The following is a 20,314-nucleotide window of genomic DNA, read 5'->3' on the forward strand; positions in this document are numbered from 1 at the left end:
ACCCGCGGAATAAGTCTTCAATTTTTGCATAAACCAGCGATAAATATTTTATCCGGTGCTTGTTGTCCAACAAGTGTCTTGGATCTTGTTTTCTTTCGCTCTTTGAGCGCTGATACTCTTATTTCCCTAAAAATAGGAGCAAAATGTGACCATTTAGTATTTGATATTTGGGCGGCAGTAGTACGTGCATCCATGCATGTTTTTAGTACCATTAAATAACACCAAAAATCTTCTGGTGATTCTGCGGAGCACATGTCGGTCATCCATTTCTTAGTCCACTGATAGTTGTCATGAGCCTCTTTGGCGCATTTTGATGCTATTGCTGCAATTCCGTCACCATCCAGGTGGTGATTTATGGTGTCAAAAAATTGATCGGACTGCATAGAAAAACCAGCGATTGATATTGCGTATGATTGATCAAGCGTTGAAGTACTATCCGATAGAGATTTTATGAAGGACTGAACGAAATCGGAAGCACCAAATCGCTCTGCTGCTAATACCTCTCGGGCCAAGATTTCATCATTCCAAGACTTAAGAAGCCGTTGCTGCCAAAATTCATTTATTGTATTTGAAGACCAGCTTGACCAGATAGCTTCATGTTCTAACGTCAGATCATCTCCCAGGTCATACTTGACCATTCCAGGTACTTCAGAAAACTTTCTAAAAAGAGCTACGGCTTTCTCAGGTAACTCTTTCGATATTAGGTTCGCGACCATGAGCGCGATATTTTTCAGCCAACCCAGTTGATTTTCTCTGGCCTGTTCTAAGGTATTGAGGACCTCAGACAAAAAGTTTTCGTCTGCTTTAATAAGTCTTCTTATATCATCAAGCGTTAGATATTCAACTAGAAGTTTAGCATCGGAGTCCTTCAAACTCTCAAAAAATGCATCTGCAATCGAGTGTATTCGTTTCTGTTTCTCATCAAAATCTTCTTCAAATATTCTAAAGCTCTCTTTTAGCGTTTTCTGGCGTGGGAAACGGCCTTCGTCATGATCTGATTCATCGACGGAAAGTAAGGGGAAAGAATCACGCTTATCTGTCGATAGAGTAAGGTCAACAGTTGTAGGTACATGACTATTGATTGCCTCTATTGCGTCCTTAAAACGGTATAAAAAATATTTAGCCGATGGCTTGGTTATCACTTCGCCAACCAGCTCATCTGTTGTGTACAAGACTTCCAGGCTAATCCGTTTCAGTAACTCATCAATACCGACTTCGTGCCTTGCACAGGCTTGAGCCAGCAGGATAGAGCCATACCAACTCTCAAGAGTCCTCGTATCTGTGGTTTGACTGGACCAGTCACTCCCCAAAAGGGCATCTCTTACTGATTTAAGATCATTCTTAGCCGCTATATCAAAAGCGATGGTACGAAGTTCAGGATGCTCCGATTTACTGCATGTTAATATGAGCGATTCAAGCTCTGGTGTGATCGGAGTATCACCGTAACGTGTGGCGATCAATGAACCATAAATGGCATTTTTATCATTAGACTCTAGTGCTGACTTCAGGCAATTTAGGACAGTATTAGTAGGTTGTGGCGCTAGGGCGTCCAGTGCTTTGAGTAGGACATTCGATCCAAATGCAGGGTTGATTAAACAGCTGAGTTGTTCTGACGCCGACATTTGGTAGGCGGAGTAGTAGAACAGAAACATCCTCATGGTTTCTTGTTCCTCTTCTTTGATCGTTCCCACCATATCGGTATCGCAGACCCTTTTAACTAGGATTTCTGCGATATTTCGGGTCATCAAAGGAATATATTCGGTACCATTAAATATGAGCTGACGCAATGCTAACCCAGTTCTGGATAAAAGTCCTGAGATAAGATTCCTGGTTTCATCGACAGCTAATTCAGGTTCAAATCTACATACGAGCGGAAGAATCTCTTCAAGTGTGTAGTCTTCTCCAGTCATTCCCATCGCACTTAGGACATTCTCCTTATTAATTGAGGAAAATTGGTCTAATGCTTCTTCTATGTCGATGGGGCGTTGAACGCCAGGATCAGCCACGCTAATTTGACGCCATTCGTTAGGAGAAGATAGTTTCCAACGAACTCTCTCCTTGTTTAACTGAGCAGCGATCATTTTCGCTTCGGAGGAGGCAGGGCCATCGCCGGAAGCATAGAGCATACGCACGATAGTCCACTTACCAGCAAGGGAGGTATCGGGGGAACGTAGTGGTTCAATAGCGCTCCGAAATGCGTCCTTACATCGCATTCGGTCTACCCTATTGAACGTTGTTAGCTGATCAAAGGCCCTTCGCGCATAACCCGTATCCTTATCGAGATTGAAAGCAAGCCCCATTGCTATAAAACAGTCAGAAAACTCTGCAAGTGGGCGACCGGCAAGTAATTGAAGTGCCAAGTTGAACAGGGAATCTGTTTCCCCTGCTACCTCAGTCATATTGTCCAATAGCTGTCTTTCGAAAGAAGATAATGACGATAATGTGCCTTCTATTTCTTTCTGTCGTCTCTGTAAGTTTTCCCGATAAGTGTCCTCATCATGTTTCGCGTAGCGGTTCGTCTGTTCTATCGGATCTTTGTTATAACGATGTAGCCAGTTGCGAATTGCAGTTTTAGCTACAAGCCATCCGTTCTCTGTTGCAGCGATCTCGAACGCAGCATGGGTGAACCAGTCTTGGTTAATACGGTGTGCTCTACCAAGCGCAAACAATTCCAATGCATTGAACAGTTCTGTAGGTTGGATTTTTACTATCTCGACGAACTCCTCAAAACGTTGATCGTCAACATTCTGAAGGCTGGAGAACGCATCAAGGAGGGCAGCAAATATGGCTTGATCGAAACGGCTAGTATCTAATGTACAGACCATTAACGCTGCGAACATAACATCGACGGTTCGATCCATAGCTTGGATAGGATCGATTAGCTGGGCTATATGCTCACTAAGATTAGTCCCTGTCTGCTGTGCCCGAAACAGTTGGTCGATAAAGGTATAAGAGAGGGCTAGAGTGAGCCCTTCATCTAGTAATTCATAAATATCTCCCGCCCCAGGGAGACTTCGAAAGAAGCGTGTCTCAATAACGTGATTAGAGTCATCTTCAAAGCTGCATGGTGGATGCTTCTCTGGCGAATTCCTTACTCGCTCTAGTACTTCTTTTGCACAATTACTGAGACGTTTGGTTAGATCGTTCATCCTCTCGTCTTCAAAATTTTCGCGCTGTAAAGCTCGAAGATGCTCCATGAGAATCCGGTCAGTCGTCAGCCCTTTCCAGGCCTCAGATTTCTTGTGGGGGATCGTAGAAACCGCCACTTTGAGAAGTCGTGGATTGCGGAGAGTCCTGAGAGTGGCGTCATCGAGCCAATCGAGTTCAATACCATAATGTTCTAATAGTTGATCGCGTTCACCCGGTGACCATTCGGGCACTTCAATAGTCTTCGGCGTAAAGGCTAAGCCTGGCTCAACGAGCTTGCGCCAGAACTGAGGGCGCACTGTAACAAGTAGTCTCCCACCAATAGCCCGCAAGCGTTCCTGTAAGCCATTCAGAAGGCGGTCCCATCGAATGTTCTGCCTCTGATTAATACCATCGACAATCACCAGTAACGGGGCCTTCGGTGGCTGGCTCTGCCAAGCAGAAACTCGATGTCGCCATCTAAGTTTTATCGTTTCATCTGCTATTTCGTTGGTTTGTGCGATCAGAAGATCGATAAGAAACGCGTCTAGATCTTTGTTAGAAACGTTATCGAACTGTTCAGCGCTGGAGAACAGCGTAAGCCCTTTATGGTCAACGCAGATCTGCGCAGCGAGCCATGACTTACCTTGCCCCTCTCCGCCAAAGAGAACAACGCTTTGGTCGCGTTGTAAGATTTCAGAAACCTTCTTTCGCAGTTCAATACGTAAAGGAGGAGAGTCAGGGTATGCGCTAACTGCAAGCGCCTGATTAAACCTATCCCTAGCGGCGCTTTCGGACCCAAAGGAGGCTGATTTCCACGCTTCATTCAATTCTATTGAACGTGCTAGAGCCAAGCTGGAAATTTTTAGGTTCAGTTTTAACTTGTGCAATAAGCTATGAAACTCGGGATGTTCAGTGATTTCCGTGAAGGCTTTAATCAGGTTTTCTTTGCAAGGTGCAGGAGAAGCATGGGCCTTAAGGAATTCTAGTGCTGGCTTTCCGGAGGCCGCAGCTGCTACTGCTAAAAGAGGTAACGGAGCAGATGTCCAATCAAGAATTAGTGTGGAAATTGCGTGTTGGTCTCCAGCTTCTCGTACTGCGGATGCCAATTGAGTGGAGATCTCTTTTGTGGCTCCAAGTACCCAGAGTCGATCGGGAGCATCTTTGTTGCAAGCTAGGTCGACGATTTTTGTTAAGACTTCATTTCTATGGATCTCGCCGGAGTATCGTTTTGCTTCAAAACATACTGTGTCACTTTCCAACGCGGAATCACCATCGATTCCCCCCTGAAAACCACTTGCGGCTAGGCGAAATGGAATACCTGTTAATTCAGTAAGAACGATCCGAACAAACCCTTCAAAGCCGGTAGCACCGGCAGGCTTGAGTGCTAAAAGAACGCCCTTAATCTCTGCTAGCGGTTCAGCCATACTGTCCTCTACGTACTATCGATTTCTAATTATTCGTTCGCTAACTAGTCTCTTGTCAGCCGACTGGTTTGTCTAGACGTAGATGATAGAAACAAGCGAAAAACTTCGCACAACATAGGTCGCTATCAGCCAACAATGTCTTCTGCTTTGTGCTGTGGGTGGTTTTACCCCGATTGGTATAAAGTGGATTAGTTTAGATCAAATCTGAGATCTCTTCTTGAAAAAGAGAGTTACTTCTTGTTGAATCAGACACCTCGCAAACGTGAAGTTTCGCTTAGTCAAACATAGCCGCCACGATGGCTTCTGGTGCGTCTTCTTGCATCAGGTGGCCAGATTCTGGAACCGGTGTTAACACTCCAGTGGTAAGCAGATTTGCAAGTTTCCTGCCCTGTGAAATAGGTATCCATTCATCGTTCTCACCCCACAAAATCTGTACCGGGTCTTCCATGGGGGCGTAAAGCTTCTCTATTTCATCGGTGTAGCGCTGATCCATCTGTGCTATTTGGCGATAGAATGCGGCTTGCCCAATGCTGCCTTGCCAGGGGGCCATATAGATTGCAAGCGTCTCTTCACTAAGCTCAGAATATGCAGAACTCTGGAGGTATGCACGGAGAAGAGCATCATGAGCATATGCGGGTAGTCCCGCAAAGGCGTCTTCGTATTCACGGACATGGCTGACAAACGGCGATCCCCAGGGAGCGACTGCTACCGGATCAATTATAGTAAGCCGGGCATAACGGACGCCGTTCAGGTAGTACGCCCGCAACGCGGTTGCGCCACCAAAATCATGACAGAGCACTTCAGGCTTCTCGATTCCCCATTCATGAAGCAGAGCAGTAAACAGAGTATTTTGAACCGCCAGCGATACATCCTGGCCTTCCCGCTTTTCTGATAGTCCATACCCCAGCAGATCGAAAAAGTAGACTTTCTTTCGCCTTGCCATCAGCGGTGCGATCTTCCTCCAGACCTGTGAGGAAAAGGGCGTTCCGTGAATAAGCACGAGTGGTTCCCCCTCACCCATACATCCCCACGCAATATCCTGTCCTTCAAATATGAAACGATGTGACAAATTAAGCATAAAACGCACCCGTATAACCGTTAATAAGATATAATAGGTTAGTTAATCGGGTAGAATTAAACAACCGTTAAATTGAAGTAATAGGTTATGGTATGGCGCTATGGAACGAAGATGCTTTCATTGGAGGGCATCCTGCACTTGATTTCGTGAACACCGTCGAGGATCAGGATAAGCGCAGAGACAGTAGTCGTATATCTGAATGGGCAAGCTTTCTGGGATGGGCGCAGGTTTCATATGTCTTCAGCGAAGAGCAGATGAATGTGCTGGAAAATGAGATACAACAAACCGACATTTCCACTTTGCTGAGGAATATTCACGATCTCAGGGAGACTGCATATGCGGCGCTTAGCGGCATCGCATCGGGAGAAAAGCAAACGGATGACGCACTGCAAAAGCTGGAAGAGGGTATAAGAACTGCGCTAAGGAACTCGTCTTTGAAACTGAAAGAAAACAGCTACATATGGGTGCCCGATATGGTTAATCCGAACTGGGTCATTGACGTTCTGACGTTATCCATTGAGAGTCTGCTACGTTTTCACGACATTTCTAAACTCAAAGAGTGTGGGCGTTGCTCATGGATGTTCCTGAATCAAGGTCGGGGCAGGGGACGGCGGTGGTGCAATATGAAAACATGTGGAAACCGGGCAAAGTCTGTATCTTTCAGAAAGCGAAAACAATAGTTTTACAGCAAGAATGGTTTTATAGTGTTTTACATATAGCCTATGGTAATTAATTTTAAGGGTTCAGGCTGAGAAGGATATTTAATGATAATTTATCAATGGAATACTGAGCCATCAGTTATGATCGCCTTGATTGAGTTTATTTTATCAGTTTTGGCCTTTATGTTTGTCTTGTTTATATATGTGCGGTTTTTATGGTCATGGAAATCAAAAAATATAGTAGCTAGTAGGGCTGCTTCTTTTATATTGGTTATTAATGCTTTTGGTTTTTTTCCAGTGAATTTTTATTATCAGATTAAAGCGGAATTCTTTGCTTGGGAGGAATATCAAAGAGAAAATTATCATGAGTTAATTGGAAAATTGTCTGGGTTGAAGGATGACAGTACTGGTTTGTGGGTGTTTTATAATTCAGACAAGAAAATGTTTTTTACCAGATATTATGATTTTTGCTTTGATTTTAGTTCGAGCGACGTTGGTGGATCGATCGATGAAGAGTCTGAATATTATATACGTTACGTATCTTTTAGTAATGCTGGCGAGGAAGGTAAAAAGTGTGCGGTTTATGCTGAGAAAACTATTGAGTAAGCTTTTTAAAAGCAATAAAGTTATTCAAATTATGAGGCGAACATGAGTTTTTAACTTTATCTGTTAATTCGGTAGAGAATCTTGTTTATATCACGTGGTAAGAGATACTGTCAGGAACTAAGTGCAAAAAGAAAGCTGAGTGTTATTTCAGAAAGTTTTACCGAACAGGTAAAGATGATAGCTGATGATGTGTGGTCAAAGATACCTAGTTTAGGTGTTGATAATCAAGGATAGTTCGATATCGCTATGTGCGGGGGCTACCAACCAAATACAGTATATTAAATGCAGAATTATCAGCGGGTGTCTTTAGCTAAAGTATGAGGCGTAGGTTCAGTTATAACTCTTGTTTTCGGATATAGTGAAGCGTTTAGTTGGGTTGTTGGATTAGACACTCTAATTGGAGGGGAGTTTAGTTATGGTGAAGGAACTCTATATAACGACTATAGTAGAAAATCTGCTCCAGTGGACGATTTTTCTTAAGTAGGAATTACTATAGATCTAAACACTTCAAAAATAACTGTAACTGCTGGGGTTTCGGGTGATGTAGAGTGATCTTGTTTATTATCAATATATCTAGATGGAGATGATACTACTGGTTTTTATGGAGGTAAATTTGGAAAGTGGATTATGGTGGGTTGAACCTTTTGTTTGGTAACTCAATGGATGAAATTGTAACTAAAAAGGGTATAGAATGATCTTGTATAGTTTAGACCAGAAGCCTTCGCTATTGGAGGCTTTATTTTCTCTAACTATTTCCATGGGAGTTGTTATAGTAATATATTGGCTGCTTTATAGAACGGTAGATATAACACCTTATATCAAAGAAAAATTCAGGCCATATTTTGGAATTTATAAAGCTGCAGTTATGCTTATTGCCTTTGTTTTTTTTGTCGTTGTTGATTTGGTTGACATAAAGCAGGGTTTTTGGGTTTGGGAACGTTATTCCTCGGGGGAGTTTTATGTTTATAAGGGAGTTCCTGAAAAAATTAAATATTCTACTACAGGTGTACGTTACTATATAGGTGATGGGTTGAATGTATTTTTTGCTCATTCTTTTTCTTATTGCGGTAATCTTGCTACGCTTCTTAGACATAAAGATAATGAAGTGGTTTTGATTAAATATATATCTCTGGGTAAAGTTAGCGAGCCTTATGGTAAGTCTAAAAAGTGTGCGGTTCATGTAGAATCAATAGAATCATAGAATCAATAGTATCTATGGGACAGGCATAAACTTTTTAATCTGAGCTATACTTGTGCTTACCCCAAACAAGGAAGTGGAGAGAAAGCAGATGACCTGCGCCCGACATCAGATAATATCTACCGTAGATACCCCTTATTACCACTGTATACGGCGGCATTTCTTTGTGCCGAGGATGTGTTAACCGGGCGTAGCTATGAGCATCGTCGGCAGTGGGCCGTTGACCGGCTAGTCCTGCTACAGATGGTATTTTGTATTGATCTGTGTGCTTACGCTGTGATCTCTAATTATTATCATTTATTAAGCCCATCAACCATCAAGCCCCTTTCGAAGATGTTGTAAAAACAGTTTTACTTTCTCCAGTGGGTATTTTCTTCCCGAGTATAGTGCGTATAACACCAGGTCTTCCGGTTCGCTGGTAAGTTTAATTGGGATAAGGTCACCGTTGTCTATCTCTGCCTGGCATGCATGAGTGGGTAAGATGGCAAAGCCCAGTCCTTTCAGTGCCGCGGCTTTAGCCATGTGGCCGCTGTTGACCTTATAGCTGGACTGCACCTGAATGGTCTGGTTCTGTTTAAATCGCCAGGGCATTCCCTGTAGTACAGAAAGTGTGGTTATACAGGGCATTTTCCGCAGCTCATCCAGCGAGTGTGGCAATCGGTGATGTTTCAGTAACCGGGGAGCGACAACCACGCAACTTGGCCAGCGCAGTATCTCTTTAGCGATCCAGCCAGAATCTTCCAATGGGCCACGGCCAAAGCGCAGTACCAGATCGTACCCTTCTAACAAACCTTCCGTCGGATTTAGCTGGGTATCACAGCTTAGTTCTATCTTCGGATGAAGCGAGCAAAAGTCCGCGATGCTTTCAGCCAGAAAGGGGAGATCAGGCATGATTATTTTAAGATGACCGGACAGGCTGTCACTCTGCAGTGAAACATCTGCCAGTACATCATTCATTGCCTGAATGAGAGGTGTCATGGAATGGTAAAGCTGTTTGCCTGCAGGGGTTGGGATCATCTTCCGTGTGGTGCGCTCCAATAAGCGCACATTTAACTGCTGCTCTAGTAAAGCGACATGGCGGCTGACGTTGGATGCAGGCAGTTGCAGTTGATCGGCGGCCAGCTTAAAGCTCAGTTGTTGATATACCGTCTGAAAGCTGAGTAACCATCGGGGTTCAATTTTCTCAATCATTATTCACTCATAAAATGGGATTAATAACCCAATAATACCTTATTTATCCTGAATGATGACTTTGTGACAATCTCTGCCCAGTTTAATTAACGAGGTAGTGCAGATGAGCAACATCGATCGAATCGCCATTGTCGGCGCAGGCGTTGCCGGGATGGCGCTGGCGATACTCGCTGCAAAGCAGGGTTATCAGGTGAGTCTGTATGAGCGTGGCAGTCAGGTCTCATCCATGGGGGCGGGTGTCACTTTATGGCCAAATGCTGTTTATATTATGCAGCAGATGGGGCTTGAAAAAGAGCTGATGCATCTGGGTGGAACCCCTCGCTTGATGCGTCAGTTTAATCAGCAGGGAGTCCTGTTAGGTGAGCTTGATATTGAGACTATGAATAGTCTGAGTGGCTTTACCAGTGTGACGATATTACGCCGGGATCTAATGAAGCTACTCGACAGCGCATTAGATGGCCTGGGTGTTGAGAGACAGTTTAATTGCACTATCACGCCAGAGGCGATTACAGGGTTAAAGCAAGACTTTGATCTGGTGGTCGGAGCCGATGGGCGAATGCATTCGGTGGTGCGTCAGGTCTTATATCAGGGACAGATAACTCCCCGCTATCAGGGCTTCATCAATATTATCGGCATTAGTCAGATGGACGGAGCGTTAGACAACGCCATTCATGACTATCGTGGCCGTGGTGAGCGCTTTGGCATCGTCCCGGTTGCTGCCGATGTCTGTTACTGGGCTGCCGCATGGAGCACCTCTATGGATAAAGAGCGGCCATTATCTGGCTGGTATGAAGAGATGCACCGGCGTTTTCTGGGCTGGCCTGACCCGCTGCAGTGTGTGCTCAGCTCTTATGATAAAGCATCTCTCAGAGCTATTTTCGTTCATGATCTTGATCCTTTACCCTATTGGCACGAGGACAATCTGCTAATGATTGGCGATGCTGCCCATGCACCGTTGCCAACGTCAGGGCAGGGAGCGTGTCAGGCGCTGGAAGATGCATGGCATCTTGTCCGGATTCTGGCGGAAGAGGATGAGCTGGACAGCGCTCTGCCCACTTTTTATCAGCGACGTATCGATAAGGCCTCTGCCGCGCAAGCGGCTGGAAGACAGTTGGCACAGGGGATATTTGCAGCTCATTCTGAGCCTCCTGCATCTGTTTCAGATATTTCGCTGGAGCAGTTAACTCAGTTCTGGATGCAGGGACTAGCGGTTGAGTAATGAAAGCTTACCGCTGACCCTTATCGTATTCTTTTCAGCTGTTGAGCCTTGACTCAGTGCAGGCTTCTGCTAAATTGAGCACTCTTTATAAATAACATACCGCTGGAGGGGATCGATGATTGTAGTCAACACCTTCCGGGCACTCTGCTGAACTCAGCCAAGCTGATCTCGCTGCCCGGTTACTGAACCGGGGGCTTTCCCGCCCCTATGGATTAATTTCTGGACGCTACTCAGGTATGCGTCAGGGGTTCTTATGACTACTATTTCTCGTTTGTCCCAACTGGGATGGAAGCCTTTTTTTCAGCAACAGCTTACCCTCGAAGAACTTGCAGACTATCAGCCTGCCCGCGTAGCGGTGCAACATCGTTCGCAGTATGAACTGTATAGTGAGGAGGGCCGAAAGATCCTCCAGGCCTCATCCAATCAGCCTTCCCTCGTCGTGGGGGACTGGGTGCTGCTCGACCCTGAGGGTGGCTTTTATCGTGCGCTGGAGCGACTCTCGTGTTTCTCCCGTAAGGCGGCGGGCAGCAGGATATCCGAGCAGTTGATAGCCGCCAATGTGGATACGGTGTTTATCACCTGCGCCCTTAATCAGAACTTCTCTCTCAGCCGCATCGAGCGCTATCTGGCCCTCACCCGTGAAGCAGGGGCTGAGGCTGTTGTCGTGCTGACTAAAGCCGATCTCTGTGATGATCCGCACAGCCTGGTCAGTCAGGTTCAGGCACTGGATAGCCGGTTGCTGGTTGAAGCGGTGAATGCGCTGGACCAGCAAAGCACCGGGGTCTTAGCTTCCTGGTGTCGGGCAGGCAGTACCGTGGCGGTGTTAGGCTCTTCCGGTGTGGGTAAATCAACCCTGATCAATAGTCTGATGGGTTGCCCGGTGCAGCACACACAGGCAGCCCGTGAAGATGATGACCGGGGCCGGCATACCACGACCGCCCGATCACTGCATCTGATTCCCAGTGGTGGTGTCTTGCTTGATACGCCGGGAATGCGGGAGTTGCAGCTGAGCAGTTGCGAGGCCGGTATCGAAGCAACCTTCGCCGATATCAGTGCGCTGGCATCAGCATGCCGGTTCACTGACTGTCAGCATCAGAATGAGCCCGGTTGTGCGGTTCAGGCAGCCCTGCAAGCATCGCAGATCGACCAGCGGCGGCTGACGAACTACCTTAAACTGATGCAGGAGCAGGCGCGCAACAGTCTGACACTGGCACAGAGCAGAGCGAAAGAGCGGTCACTGAGCCGATACTACCGTAAGGTGCTGCATGAGAGTGCCAAACTGAAAAAGAGCGATTAGCCTTTATTGTATAACAGAGATGCGCACCGGATGACGGTGCGCATCAATTGCTATATTCATCCGATTCAGTTGGTTTTTTGTTTAAGCAGGCAAAACCTTTAACCGCTTAAGCAGGCCAGGTAAAACAGGGATGTCGAAAGAAAACTGTTGCAGAAAAAGGCTTTGCCTGTTTTGCTTGGTAGCGCGTAAAAAATTCTGCCTGTCTCGGCTTAGCCGGACAGGTTTCAATGTCCGTTCTGATTAGCGCATCTGTCCTCCACGGCTTGCCCCCATATTCTGTCACCTCTCAAGTAAGAGTCTATCCTCTTCACATCGCTTTTTTAGCACGGTTGACTACCAGGAATGACTTCATAACGGCTGATTCCGCTTTAATCAATATCGCTATCCATAACCATTTTGGGTAATCGTTTGTCGATCAGTTATAGACAAATTTTGCTAATGGGGTTCTTTTAAGTGATACTCAATTTGAGGTTAGTTGATAAAATAGTGTGTCACTAAGGGTTGTTCCTTATCAGGCCTTGATTGTCTTTAGTTTTATGAGATGTGACAAAAATAATAATGGAGATGAAAGAAGTGGGTATGTATAAAACGGTTGAGAAGACTTTCTTCTATACGTTGACTAAGAAAATTATCGGCAACGTGGTTTTTTTACAGTTACCCAGCTTTCTTCTGCTTGGGGTCTGTTACTGGGTATATGATTCTCTGCTCAATCTGCAGCGGCAGTCAGGGCCTGATCTTGCGATTAGCAGTGAGTTATTATCGCTCACCCACTTGCTTTCTAATGCTGTCATGTTGATGGCGGTATTTATATTGATAGTCACTGCTTTTAGTATCTACTTTATGCGGCACCTGTTTTTGTCTCCGATTCGGGATATGAGTACCGTTCTCGGTGCTGTGAAAGATAAACAGGGCGATATCTCGGCCACACTGCCGGTGAAAACATTCGATGAGATTGCCGGTATGGCGGAAAACTATAATGGTTTTTCCGGGAGCCTTAAGCAAATCATCGCCGATACACGGGAGCGCAGTGTCAGGGTTTCTTTAAGTGTGAGTCAGCTTCAGAAAGTCTTGCTTGAGACGAAAGGCACGGCTGAATCCCAGGTTGATCAGGCGCAAAAAGTGTTTCAGGCCAGCCAGGAAGCTACTCAGGCGATTGAGGGGATTGCTCTGCATACCCAGAATATAGCTAACCGCAATGAGCTTAACCTGACTGAGATCCGGACCACTGGTCAGGATATGGAACGTGTTAAAAATCAGATTCATGCGATTGAAGATCAATTGACCGATTTTCAGAATGTCGTGCTGCAGTTATCGGATAACTCCAGCAACATTATTGAAGTGCTGAAACTGGTACAGGAGTTTTCCGATCAGACTAATCTGCTGGCGCTGAATGCATCTATTGAAGCGGCCCGGGCAGGCGAAGCCGGGCGGGGATTTGCCGTGGTCGCGGATGAGGTACGCAGTTTGTCTCAGAAGGTGAATACGGCCACGCAGGAGATCGACAGGAACATTCACCAGATGGTCACTCTCGTGGATGATACCCGTTCTGGTGCGTCGAAAATTAAAAGTTATGTCTCTGAAACTGATAGTTTCATCTCACAGGCCAGCGATAAATTTGTAGTTATGATTGAGGACTTTGAAACGGTGCATGGTCAGATGAGTGAGATCAGTGCGGCTATTGAGGAGATGTCTTATACCAATAACAGCACTCACGAGCATGTTTCCAAAATAACTGAACTGTCAGACTATATACAGTCAGAGATGACAGTATCTGCCGAACATTCAATCAATCTTGAAACAGCGACAGAAGAGATGCAGGAGCTGCTGTCCCGGTTCAGTATTGGTTATGGTGGATTTGAGGAGATAGTGACTACTGCAACGGGATGGGCTGGCGAGATCCAGAGAGAGTTAGAAAAACTGGCTGATGCAGGATTAAATGTTTTTGATACCCAGTATAAAAGAACGAATCCCGACCAGAAACCGGAAAAATTCGACACCAGCTATGCCGATAAATTTGAGCGGGTGATGCAGCCACTGTTTGACCGCTTTATAGCGGATAAACCTGCATTTCTGATCGCTTCAGCCTTTGATGTGAATGGCTATTGCCCGGCGCATAACGCCAAGGTATCCAAACCCCTGACCGGTGATTTTGACAAAGATAACCAGCTTAGCCGACATCGCCGCATCTACAATGGTAGCCGGGCAGAGATACGTCGGGCCAATCAGACCTCGCCGTTTCTGCTGCTAACCTTTATCCGGGATACCGGTGAGATCCTCAACTCTATCTCGGTGCCTCTTTACGTTAATGGCCGTCATTGGGGTAACTTCTGTACCGCCTTTCCGCCTGAACAGCTGTTAAACGCTTCTCACTGATTTAACCGCGCACCGTATGTCGGTGCGCGTCTCCTTCGATGATATTAATCTGATTCAGATCGTTTTTAACCGGTCGATTAGTGTAAAATGCTGCCCAAAACGGGGGCTGTAACCGGGCTAACTCTACAACCAGCTAAGCCTGCGCAATCTCTTTGTCGGTAGTGATACCGGTATCCTTATAAAAGTTTCCGATAGAGTATTCAGATGGAAATCAAAGTAAATTTTTTAGATAACCTCAGGCTTGAAGCGAAGTTTGATGATTTCACCGTCACTGCCGATCAGCCGATCCGTTATAAGGGGGATGGTTCTGCCCCCAGTCCATTTGACTACTTTCTGGCGTCATCAGCGCTCTGTGCTGCGTACTTTGTAAAGGTGTACTGCAATGCCCGGGATATCCCCACCGATGATATCCGTCTGTCCCAGAGTAATATTGTTGATCCGGAGAACCGTTATAACCAGATCTTCCAGATCCGGGTTGAACTACCGGAATCGATCTCCGACAAAGATCGCACCGGCATTCTGCGTTCCATCGAACGTTGTACCGTGAAGAAAGTGGTACAGGAGGGGCCGGAGTTTAAGATCGAAACCGTTGAAAATCTGGATGCCGATGCCTCAATCATGGCGATGGGGATCCCCGATGATGGTGTGAACACCATGATTGAAGGGAAAGATCTGCCGCTGGAGAAAACCATCGCCAACATGACCGGCATTCTCGAAGGCCTGGGCATGAAGATTGAGATCACCTCCTGGCGTAATATCGTGCCCAATGTGTGGTCGCTGAATATCCGTGATGCAGCCTCAGAGCTTTGTTTTACCAACGGTAAAGGGGCTACCAAAGAGAGCGCTCTCTGTTCAGCGCTGGGTGAGTTTATTGAACGACTGAGCTGCAACTTCTTCTACAACGACCAGTTCTTCGGCGAAGAGCTGGCGAATGCTGAGTTTGTGCATTATCCGAATGAAAAGTGGTTTCCGCTCACTGACGATGATGCCATTCCAGAAGGTTTGCTGGATGACTACTGTCTGGAGATCTACAACCCGGATGGTGAGTTGCAGGGCTCTAATCTGATCGATACTAACTCCGGTAACTATGAACGGGGGATCTGTGCGATTCCCTATGTGCGTCAGTCCGATAATGAAACCGTCTGGTTTCCATCCAACCTGCTGGAAAACCTCTTTCTCAGTAACGGTATGAGTGCCGGTAATAACCTGTTCGAAGCGAAAGTTCAGTGTCTGTCAGAAATTTTCGAGCGGGCGGTGAAACGGCAGATAATCGAACAGGAGCTTGTCCTTCCGGATGTGCCTCCGGCCGTTCTGGCGAAGTTTCCAGGCATTCTCGCCGGTATTCAGGGGCTTGAAGAGCAGGGCTTTCCGGTCGTGGTCAAGGATGCATCACTGGGTGGCCAGTTCCCGGTAATGTGTGTCACCCTGATGAACCCCCGCACCGGTGGTGTGTTTGCCTCCTTTGGTGCACACCCCAGTTTTGAGGTTGCGCTGGAGCGCAGTCTGACTGAGCTGCTGCAGGGACGAAGCTTTGAAGGTCTTAACGATCTGCCACCGCCTACCTTTAACAGTATGGCGGTCACTGAACCCAACAACTTTGTGGAACACTTTATCGATTCAACCGGCGTGATCTCCTGGCGCTTCTTCAGTGCTAAGCACGATTACAACTTTGTTGAGTGGGACTTCTCAGGTACCAATGAGGAGGAGTGCGACCGTCTGATGGCGATCCTGCAGGAGATGGGTAAAGAGGTTTATGTCGCCACCTTCAATGGTTTCGGGCCTGATCAGACTGCCTCTGCCTGCCGGATTCTGGTGCCCGATTACTCTGAGGTCTATCCGGTGGAGGATCTGGTCTGGGACAACACCAATAAAGCGATCTGGTTCCGCGAGGATATTCTCAACATCCACTCACTGGACGATGACGAGCTGGCGGATCTGGTCGAAAGGCTGGAAGAGAGTGAAGAGGACAACTACACCGAGATTAAAACCTTTATCGGTATTGAGTTCGATGAAAACACGGTCTGGGGGCAGCTCACTATTCTGGAGCTGAAGATCCTGATCTATCTGGCCCTGCAGCAGCATGAAGCAGCGCTGGAGCTGGTGCAGAGTTTCCTGCAATACAATGACAATACGGTAGAGCGGGGGCTGTTCTATCAGGCGATGAATGCGGCATTGGAAATACTGCTGGATGATGAGCTGGAACTGGATGATTTTATTGTCAACCTGCAACGTATGTTCGGCGCTGAAGTGATGGAAAATGTGGTCGGTTCTGTCAATGGCGAGGTAAGGTTCTACGGCCTGACACCCACCAGTATGAAGTTGGAAGGCCTGGATAAACATCTGCGTCTGATCGCTAGCTATAAAAAACTGCATCAGGCGCGTAAAGCCGCTTACCAGGCCGGTTAAGAGGCAACTGCAACCGGCTATCGAAAAAAAAGACAAACCGGAGTTTGTCTTTTTTTTTTGCCTGAAACTGGCTGTTCTACAGAGAGGGAATCACCGTTTCATCGTGATTTTTTTTATCTCCCAGAAGAATAGTTTTGTTGCCGGTAATGGTTCTCACCAGTGCTGAGTAGTCAGCAGCGCCATCGCCGTCAGGCAGAAACTCAAAGATGGTTTCTCCATGGGAGGGCGAGCGGCTCAGCTGTTCGTCATAGCGAATCGGTGTACACACTTTATCGCCGTAGAGACTCTGCAGTTTGCGGTAAATATTCTGCGGTTGCTCCACCCGGGTGTCGAGAAAGGTTGGCAGAATGTAGTTAAGATCGATCTCTTTATACTTCTTGATCGCATGGAGGTTTTTGGTAAATTCCGCCAGACCATGCAGCGACATCACCTCAAGGGAGACCGGCGTCAGTACTTCGGTGGCGTAAAACAGTACGTTTACGGTGAGCTGATCCCAGCCGGGAGAGGTATCGATAATGACATAGTCATACTCTTTATCGAGGTCCTCCATCGCTTCTGCCAGGGTCCATTCTGAACCAAAGCTCTTCTTATCGATAATCCGCTTGACCCCCGCCAGTGAGCGTCCACCGCTGAGCAGGAACAGATTGGGCCTCGCTTCAACAATCGTTTCTTTTGGTGTCAGCTCCCCGGTGAGCAGTTCGGTTAAGCCGGCAGGGGGTTTCTTGCCCAGCATAAAGGAGGACTGCCCCTGGGTGTCGGTATCAATCAGCAGTACTTTATAGCCCGCCATTGCCAGGCCTGCACTCAGGTTGACTGCGGTTGTAGTTTTACCCACGCCACCCTTACTCAGAGAGACACAGATCTTTCTGGGTTTATTCTGGTGCTGTTGCGGTTCTGGCGTGGTCGCACTGCTGGCACTAGTGGCAGCAGGCTGTTCAGTGGGGGCAGGCGCGGGGGCCGGCGGCGCTGAGGTAACCGGCTGAATGACTTCACTGTGATCCAGATTGATCAGAAATTTATGATCACACGCCTTACACCGGACAACGAATCGTTTTTTGGCAGCGACCTTACTGGTATCAGCATGATGCTTACGAGAACAGTTTGGGCATACAATAATAGTCATGGGTTAGCCTTCTTAAGGTCATCCAGGATCGCTTTCAAGGCGATCTTAGCCAGCCTTTCCACTGAGACGTTATTTTTGGACTTGGTGATAAATTTAAGACTTATTTTCCCTTTCAGTTTCCAGGCATGAATTGCAAACTGGTCACTTTCAGTCTGCCATATCAGCTCACCCTGGTCCTTGCGGGTTTCATTCAGAGGGGTGGAGTCGGTATCACAAAAAATGATGTTGTTAAGCTGCTGAAGTTCATCTATATCGTCACCGACTTCCTCGCTCAGCAACAACCCCATAATGTCTAACTGGTTATTTTCAGGCATTGTCAAAAATCTCTTTGCGCAGGGAGGCTAACTTTTTCTCTAAGGCGTTTAAGGTGCCTTCCTCAACATTTAACCACTGGATGCCACATATCCAGTTGCCATCGCCATCAAGAGAAGCATGTACCACTTCTCCTTCTAACCCCTCAAAACTTTGATCGCCAAGGGTTATCCTGCAGTTTGGCTGGATATCTTCAGTGGAGATCGGTGAGGCGGCTTCTATGCCGATGCAAACCCCTTCAGGGCTGATGTCCAGCAGGGGGTAAGTGCGGCCTTTGGCTTCCAGTAAATTACTATCCCGGTCCTGAACAGGCAGGCGGTAGGATTTACGGGAGACCAGTATTGATTCTGAGTCACTCGAAATCTCTTCGAATTCAAGCGTGTCATCATTTATGAGTTTCATCAAATAACCTCTGTGATAACCATGTCCATCCTCGCATAGATATAATCAGACAGACCAAACTATTATCTGATTTGGAGGCCGATAAAGCTGAGTAAAGGCAGCAAAAATCGATAATTACAGTTAATTTATAAAAACAGCTTATCAAACTCATCTAACCAGTAATGACAGGCTTTCTCAAGCAGGAGACCTCTTAAAATGGGTATCCCCTGGCGCCCGTCAGGGCTTAAAAGAAACCTTCTTTTGCTGTATACGAACAGCTGTTTGAATCAGAGGGCATGCGAATTGCCGTTGTACAGGCGTCATCATGCGTTAGTACGATCTCTCCATTCATTTTCTGCGAACGTTTACTCCGGGGGCCGTCTTCTTCATAATCTATGATCTGTGTCAATTTTTGCAACAGCAGACGTCTGACTGATAACACCCTGCCTGAAAGTATCAGCTGTTTTGCACTATCGATATATTTATATATTAGTCAACAGAGGGTTTATTACGACTGTAAACCAACTGCTGTTCTGCTCAGTTGAGTCAGGTTAGTGCTGAGACCTGAGTGCTAACCTGACTTTATTTGAGGATCTGAAATGAAAACAATCGTAATCGTAGGGGGAGGGGCTGGCGGTCTTGAGCTGGCAACACAGCTCGGACATAAGCTGGGTAAAAAGAAACGCGCCAATATCATTCTGGTTGATCGTAACCGTAGCCATATCTGGAAACCTTTATTGCACGAAGTCGCCACGGGCTCGCTGGATATGAACAGTGATGGCGTGGTCTACCGTGCCCATTCGGCGGCTCATTATTATCAGTTTCAGCTGGGCACCATGATCGGTCTGGACCGGGTGGCGAAAACGATCAGGTTGCAATCGCTTGTGGATGAAGAGGGTAAAGAGGTGCTGCCGGAACGGGAGATTGCCTTTGATACGCTGGTAATGGCGGTTGGCAGTGTCAGTAATGACTTCGGTACTCCGGGTGTGGCTGAGCACAGCTACTTTCTCGATTCCCATCAGCAGGCGGAGCGTTTCCACCGGGCATTGTTAAATCAGTTTTTGCGGATTAACCAGAAATCATCCGATGCTAAGCTGCGTCTGGCGATTGTTGGCGGGGGAGCAACAGGTGTCGAGTTGGCGGCAGAGCTCTACCATGTAGCCGATCTGTTTAAGATCTACGGAATGCCGGAAATGTCTGGCAAACGTCTGAGCATCGACCTGATCGAGGCCGGCCCGCGGATATTACCGGCGCTGCCTCTGAGGATCGCAGAGGCGGCGAAGAAGGAATTGATGGCGCTGGGCATTACCATTCATGAAAATGTGCGGGTGACCAGTTCAACCGAGGAGGGTTTTGTGACCGGTGATGGCACACTGATCGATGCAGATCTTCAGGTCTGGGCTGCCGGGGTTAAGGCCCCGGACTTTATCAAGCAGATCGGTCTGTTTGATACCAACCGCAATGGTCAGATCGTGGTTAAGCCCACCTTGCAGAGCACCGTGGATGACACCGTGTTTGTTATCGGTGACTGTTGCGCTTGCGAGCAGCCCGATGGCAGTTGGGTGCCTCCCCGGGCGCAATCGGCGCACCAGATGGCCAGCCTGGTGTACAGGAATATTATCCTCTCTGAACAGGGTAAACCGCTGAAGGAGTATATCTATAAAGACCATGGGTCCCTGGTTAACCTGAGTCGATACAGCACGGTTGGCAGTCTGATGGGTAATCTCACCAAAGGTTCGATGTTTATCGAAGGTAAGCTGGCGCGGCTGGTGTATATCTCACTCTACCGGATGCACCAGATTGCGATTCATGGCTGGCTCAGGGCGGCGGCCGTGTACTGGGCTCAGAAGATAAGCGGGACCGTGAAGCCAAAAATGAAGCTGCATTAACGCTGCGGGCTGTTGCGGCAGGGTTACGA

14 protein-coding genes are annotated in these 20,314 nt (G+C 47.1%); 8 read left to right on the forward strand and 6 right to left on the reverse strand.

From position 1 onward, the window contains the following. Window positions 1-17: 17 nt before the first annotated feature. Together BMY09_RS12035 and BMY09_RS12040 are read right to left on the reverse strand one after the other, a co-directional pair. A complete protein-coding gene (locus tag BMY09_RS12035) occupies window positions 18-4,553 on the reverse strand; it encodes an NACHT domain-containing protein (protein WP_091358427.1) in 4,536 nt (1,511 codons plus the stop codon). A gap of 274 nt (window positions 4,554-4,827) precedes the next feature. Further along, on the reverse strand, window positions 4,828-5,631 hold the full coding sequence (locus BMY09_RS12040) for an alpha/beta fold hydrolase (protein ID WP_091358430.1): 804 nt from the start codon (window positions 5,629-5,631) through the stop codon (window positions 4,828-4,830). Window positions 5,632-5,723: 92 nt separating this feature from the next. Between BMY09_RS12040 and BMY09_RS12045 the strand changes: the two genes are divergently transcribed. The 3 genes from BMY09_RS12045 (at window position 5,724) to BMY09_RS12055 (ending at window position 8,097) form a co-directional block, all read left to right on the forward strand. Next, window positions 5,724-6,311 carry a CGNR zinc finger domain-containing protein gene (locus tag BMY09_RS12045; RefSeq protein ID WP_091358433.1) on the forward strand — a complete coding sequence of 196 codons (588 nt, stop codon included), beginning with the start codon at window positions 5,724-5,726 and terminating at the stop codon, window positions 6,309-6,311. Window positions 6,312-6,395: 84 nt separating this feature from the next. Continuing rightward, the gene (locus BMY09_RS12050; protein ID WP_091358435.1) at window positions 6,396-6,896 is read left to right on the forward strand and encodes a hypothetical protein; all 501 of its coding nucleotides are present in this window, start codon (window positions 6,396-6,398) and stop codon (window positions 6,894-6,896) included. 691 nt (window positions 6,897-7,587) lie between these two features. Next, window positions 7,588-8,097, forward strand: a complete 510-nt coding sequence (locus BMY09_RS12055; protein ID WP_091358437.1) for a hypothetical protein — start codon at window positions 7,588-7,590, stop codon at window positions 8,095-8,097. Between the two features lie 306 nt (window positions 8,098-8,403). Here the strand turns inward: BMY09_RS12055 and BMY09_RS12060 are convergent, their stop codons facing one another. Then, window positions 8,404-9,285 (reverse strand): LysR family transcriptional regulator, encoded by an 882-nt coding sequence (locus tag BMY09_RS12060; RefSeq protein ID WP_091358439.1) that lies wholly within the window; start codon window positions 9,283-9,285, stop codon window positions 8,404-8,406. A 103-nt stretch (window positions 9,286-9,388) separates the two neighbouring features. Between BMY09_RS12060 and BMY09_RS12065 the strand changes: the two genes are divergently transcribed. From BMY09_RS12065 to BMY09_RS12080, 4 genes are all read left to right on the forward strand, one after another. Then, window positions 9,389-10,504, forward strand: coding sequence for an FAD-dependent monooxygenase (locus BMY09_RS12065; RefSeq protein ID WP_091358442.1), 1,116 nt, complete (start codon window positions 9,389-9,391; stop codon window positions 10,502-10,504). A gap of 253 nt (window positions 10,505-10,757) precedes the next feature. After that, a complete protein-coding gene (gene rsgA / locus BMY09_RS12070) occupies window positions 10,758-11,801 on the forward strand; it encodes a ribosome small subunit-dependent GTPase A (protein ID WP_091358443.1) in 1,044 nt (347 codons plus the stop codon). A gap of 558 nt (window positions 11,802-12,359) precedes the next feature. Further along, window positions 12,360-14,174: a methyl-accepting chemotaxis protein gene (locus BMY09_RS12075; RefSeq protein WP_245756571.1), complete on the forward strand. Its 1,815-nt coding sequence runs from the start codon at window positions 12,360-12,362 to the stop codon at window positions 14,172-14,174. Window positions 14,175-14,378: 204 nt separating this feature from the next. Continuing rightward, window positions 14,379-16,580 carry an OsmC domain/YcaO domain-containing protein gene (locus BMY09_RS12080; protein WP_091358446.1) on the forward strand — a complete coding sequence of 734 codons (2,202 nt, stop codon included), beginning with the start codon at window positions 14,379-14,381 and terminating at the stop codon, window positions 16,578-16,580. Window positions 16,581-16,656: 76 nt separating this feature from the next. On the opposite strand, the gene BMY09_RS12085 is transcribed toward BMY09_RS12080, so the two are convergent. From BMY09_RS12085 to BMY09_RS12095, 3 genes are read right to left on the reverse strand one after another with little or no spacing between them, the layout of a single operon-like run. Further along, a complete protein-coding gene (locus BMY09_RS12085) occupies window positions 16,657-17,703 on the reverse strand; it encodes an AAA family ATPase (RefSeq protein ID WP_091358447.1) in 1,047 nt (348 codons plus the stop codon). Further along, window positions 17,700-18,017 carry a hypothetical protein gene (locus BMY09_RS12090; RefSeq protein WP_091358450.1) on the reverse strand — a complete coding sequence of 106 codons (318 nt, stop codon included), beginning with the start codon at window positions 18,015-18,017 and terminating at the stop codon, window positions 17,700-17,702. Before BMY09_RS12090 ends, BMY09_RS12085 begins: the two co-directional genes overlap by 4 nt. Next, window positions 18,010-18,417, reverse strand: coding sequence for a PilZ domain-containing protein (locus BMY09_RS12095; RefSeq protein ID WP_091358451.1), 408 nt, complete (start codon window positions 18,415-18,417; stop codon window positions 18,010-18,012). Before BMY09_RS12095 ends, BMY09_RS12090 begins: the two co-directional genes overlap by 8 nt. A 578-nt stretch (window positions 18,418-18,995) precedes the next feature. On the opposite strand from BMY09_RS12095, the gene BMY09_RS12100 reads away from it, so the two are divergent. Next, entirely contained in the window at window positions 18,996-20,285 is a 1,290-nt protein-coding gene (locus BMY09_RS12100; RefSeq protein ID WP_091358454.1) for an NAD(P)/FAD-dependent oxidoreductase, read from the forward strand. The last annotated feature ends 29 nt before the right edge of the window (window positions 20,286-20,314 follow it).

The sequence above is a fragment of the Amphritea atlantica genome, assembly GCF_900111095.1.
Lineage (GTDB): Bacteria > Pseudomonadota > Gammaproteobacteria > Pseudomonadales > Balneatricaceae > Amphritea > Amphritea atlantica.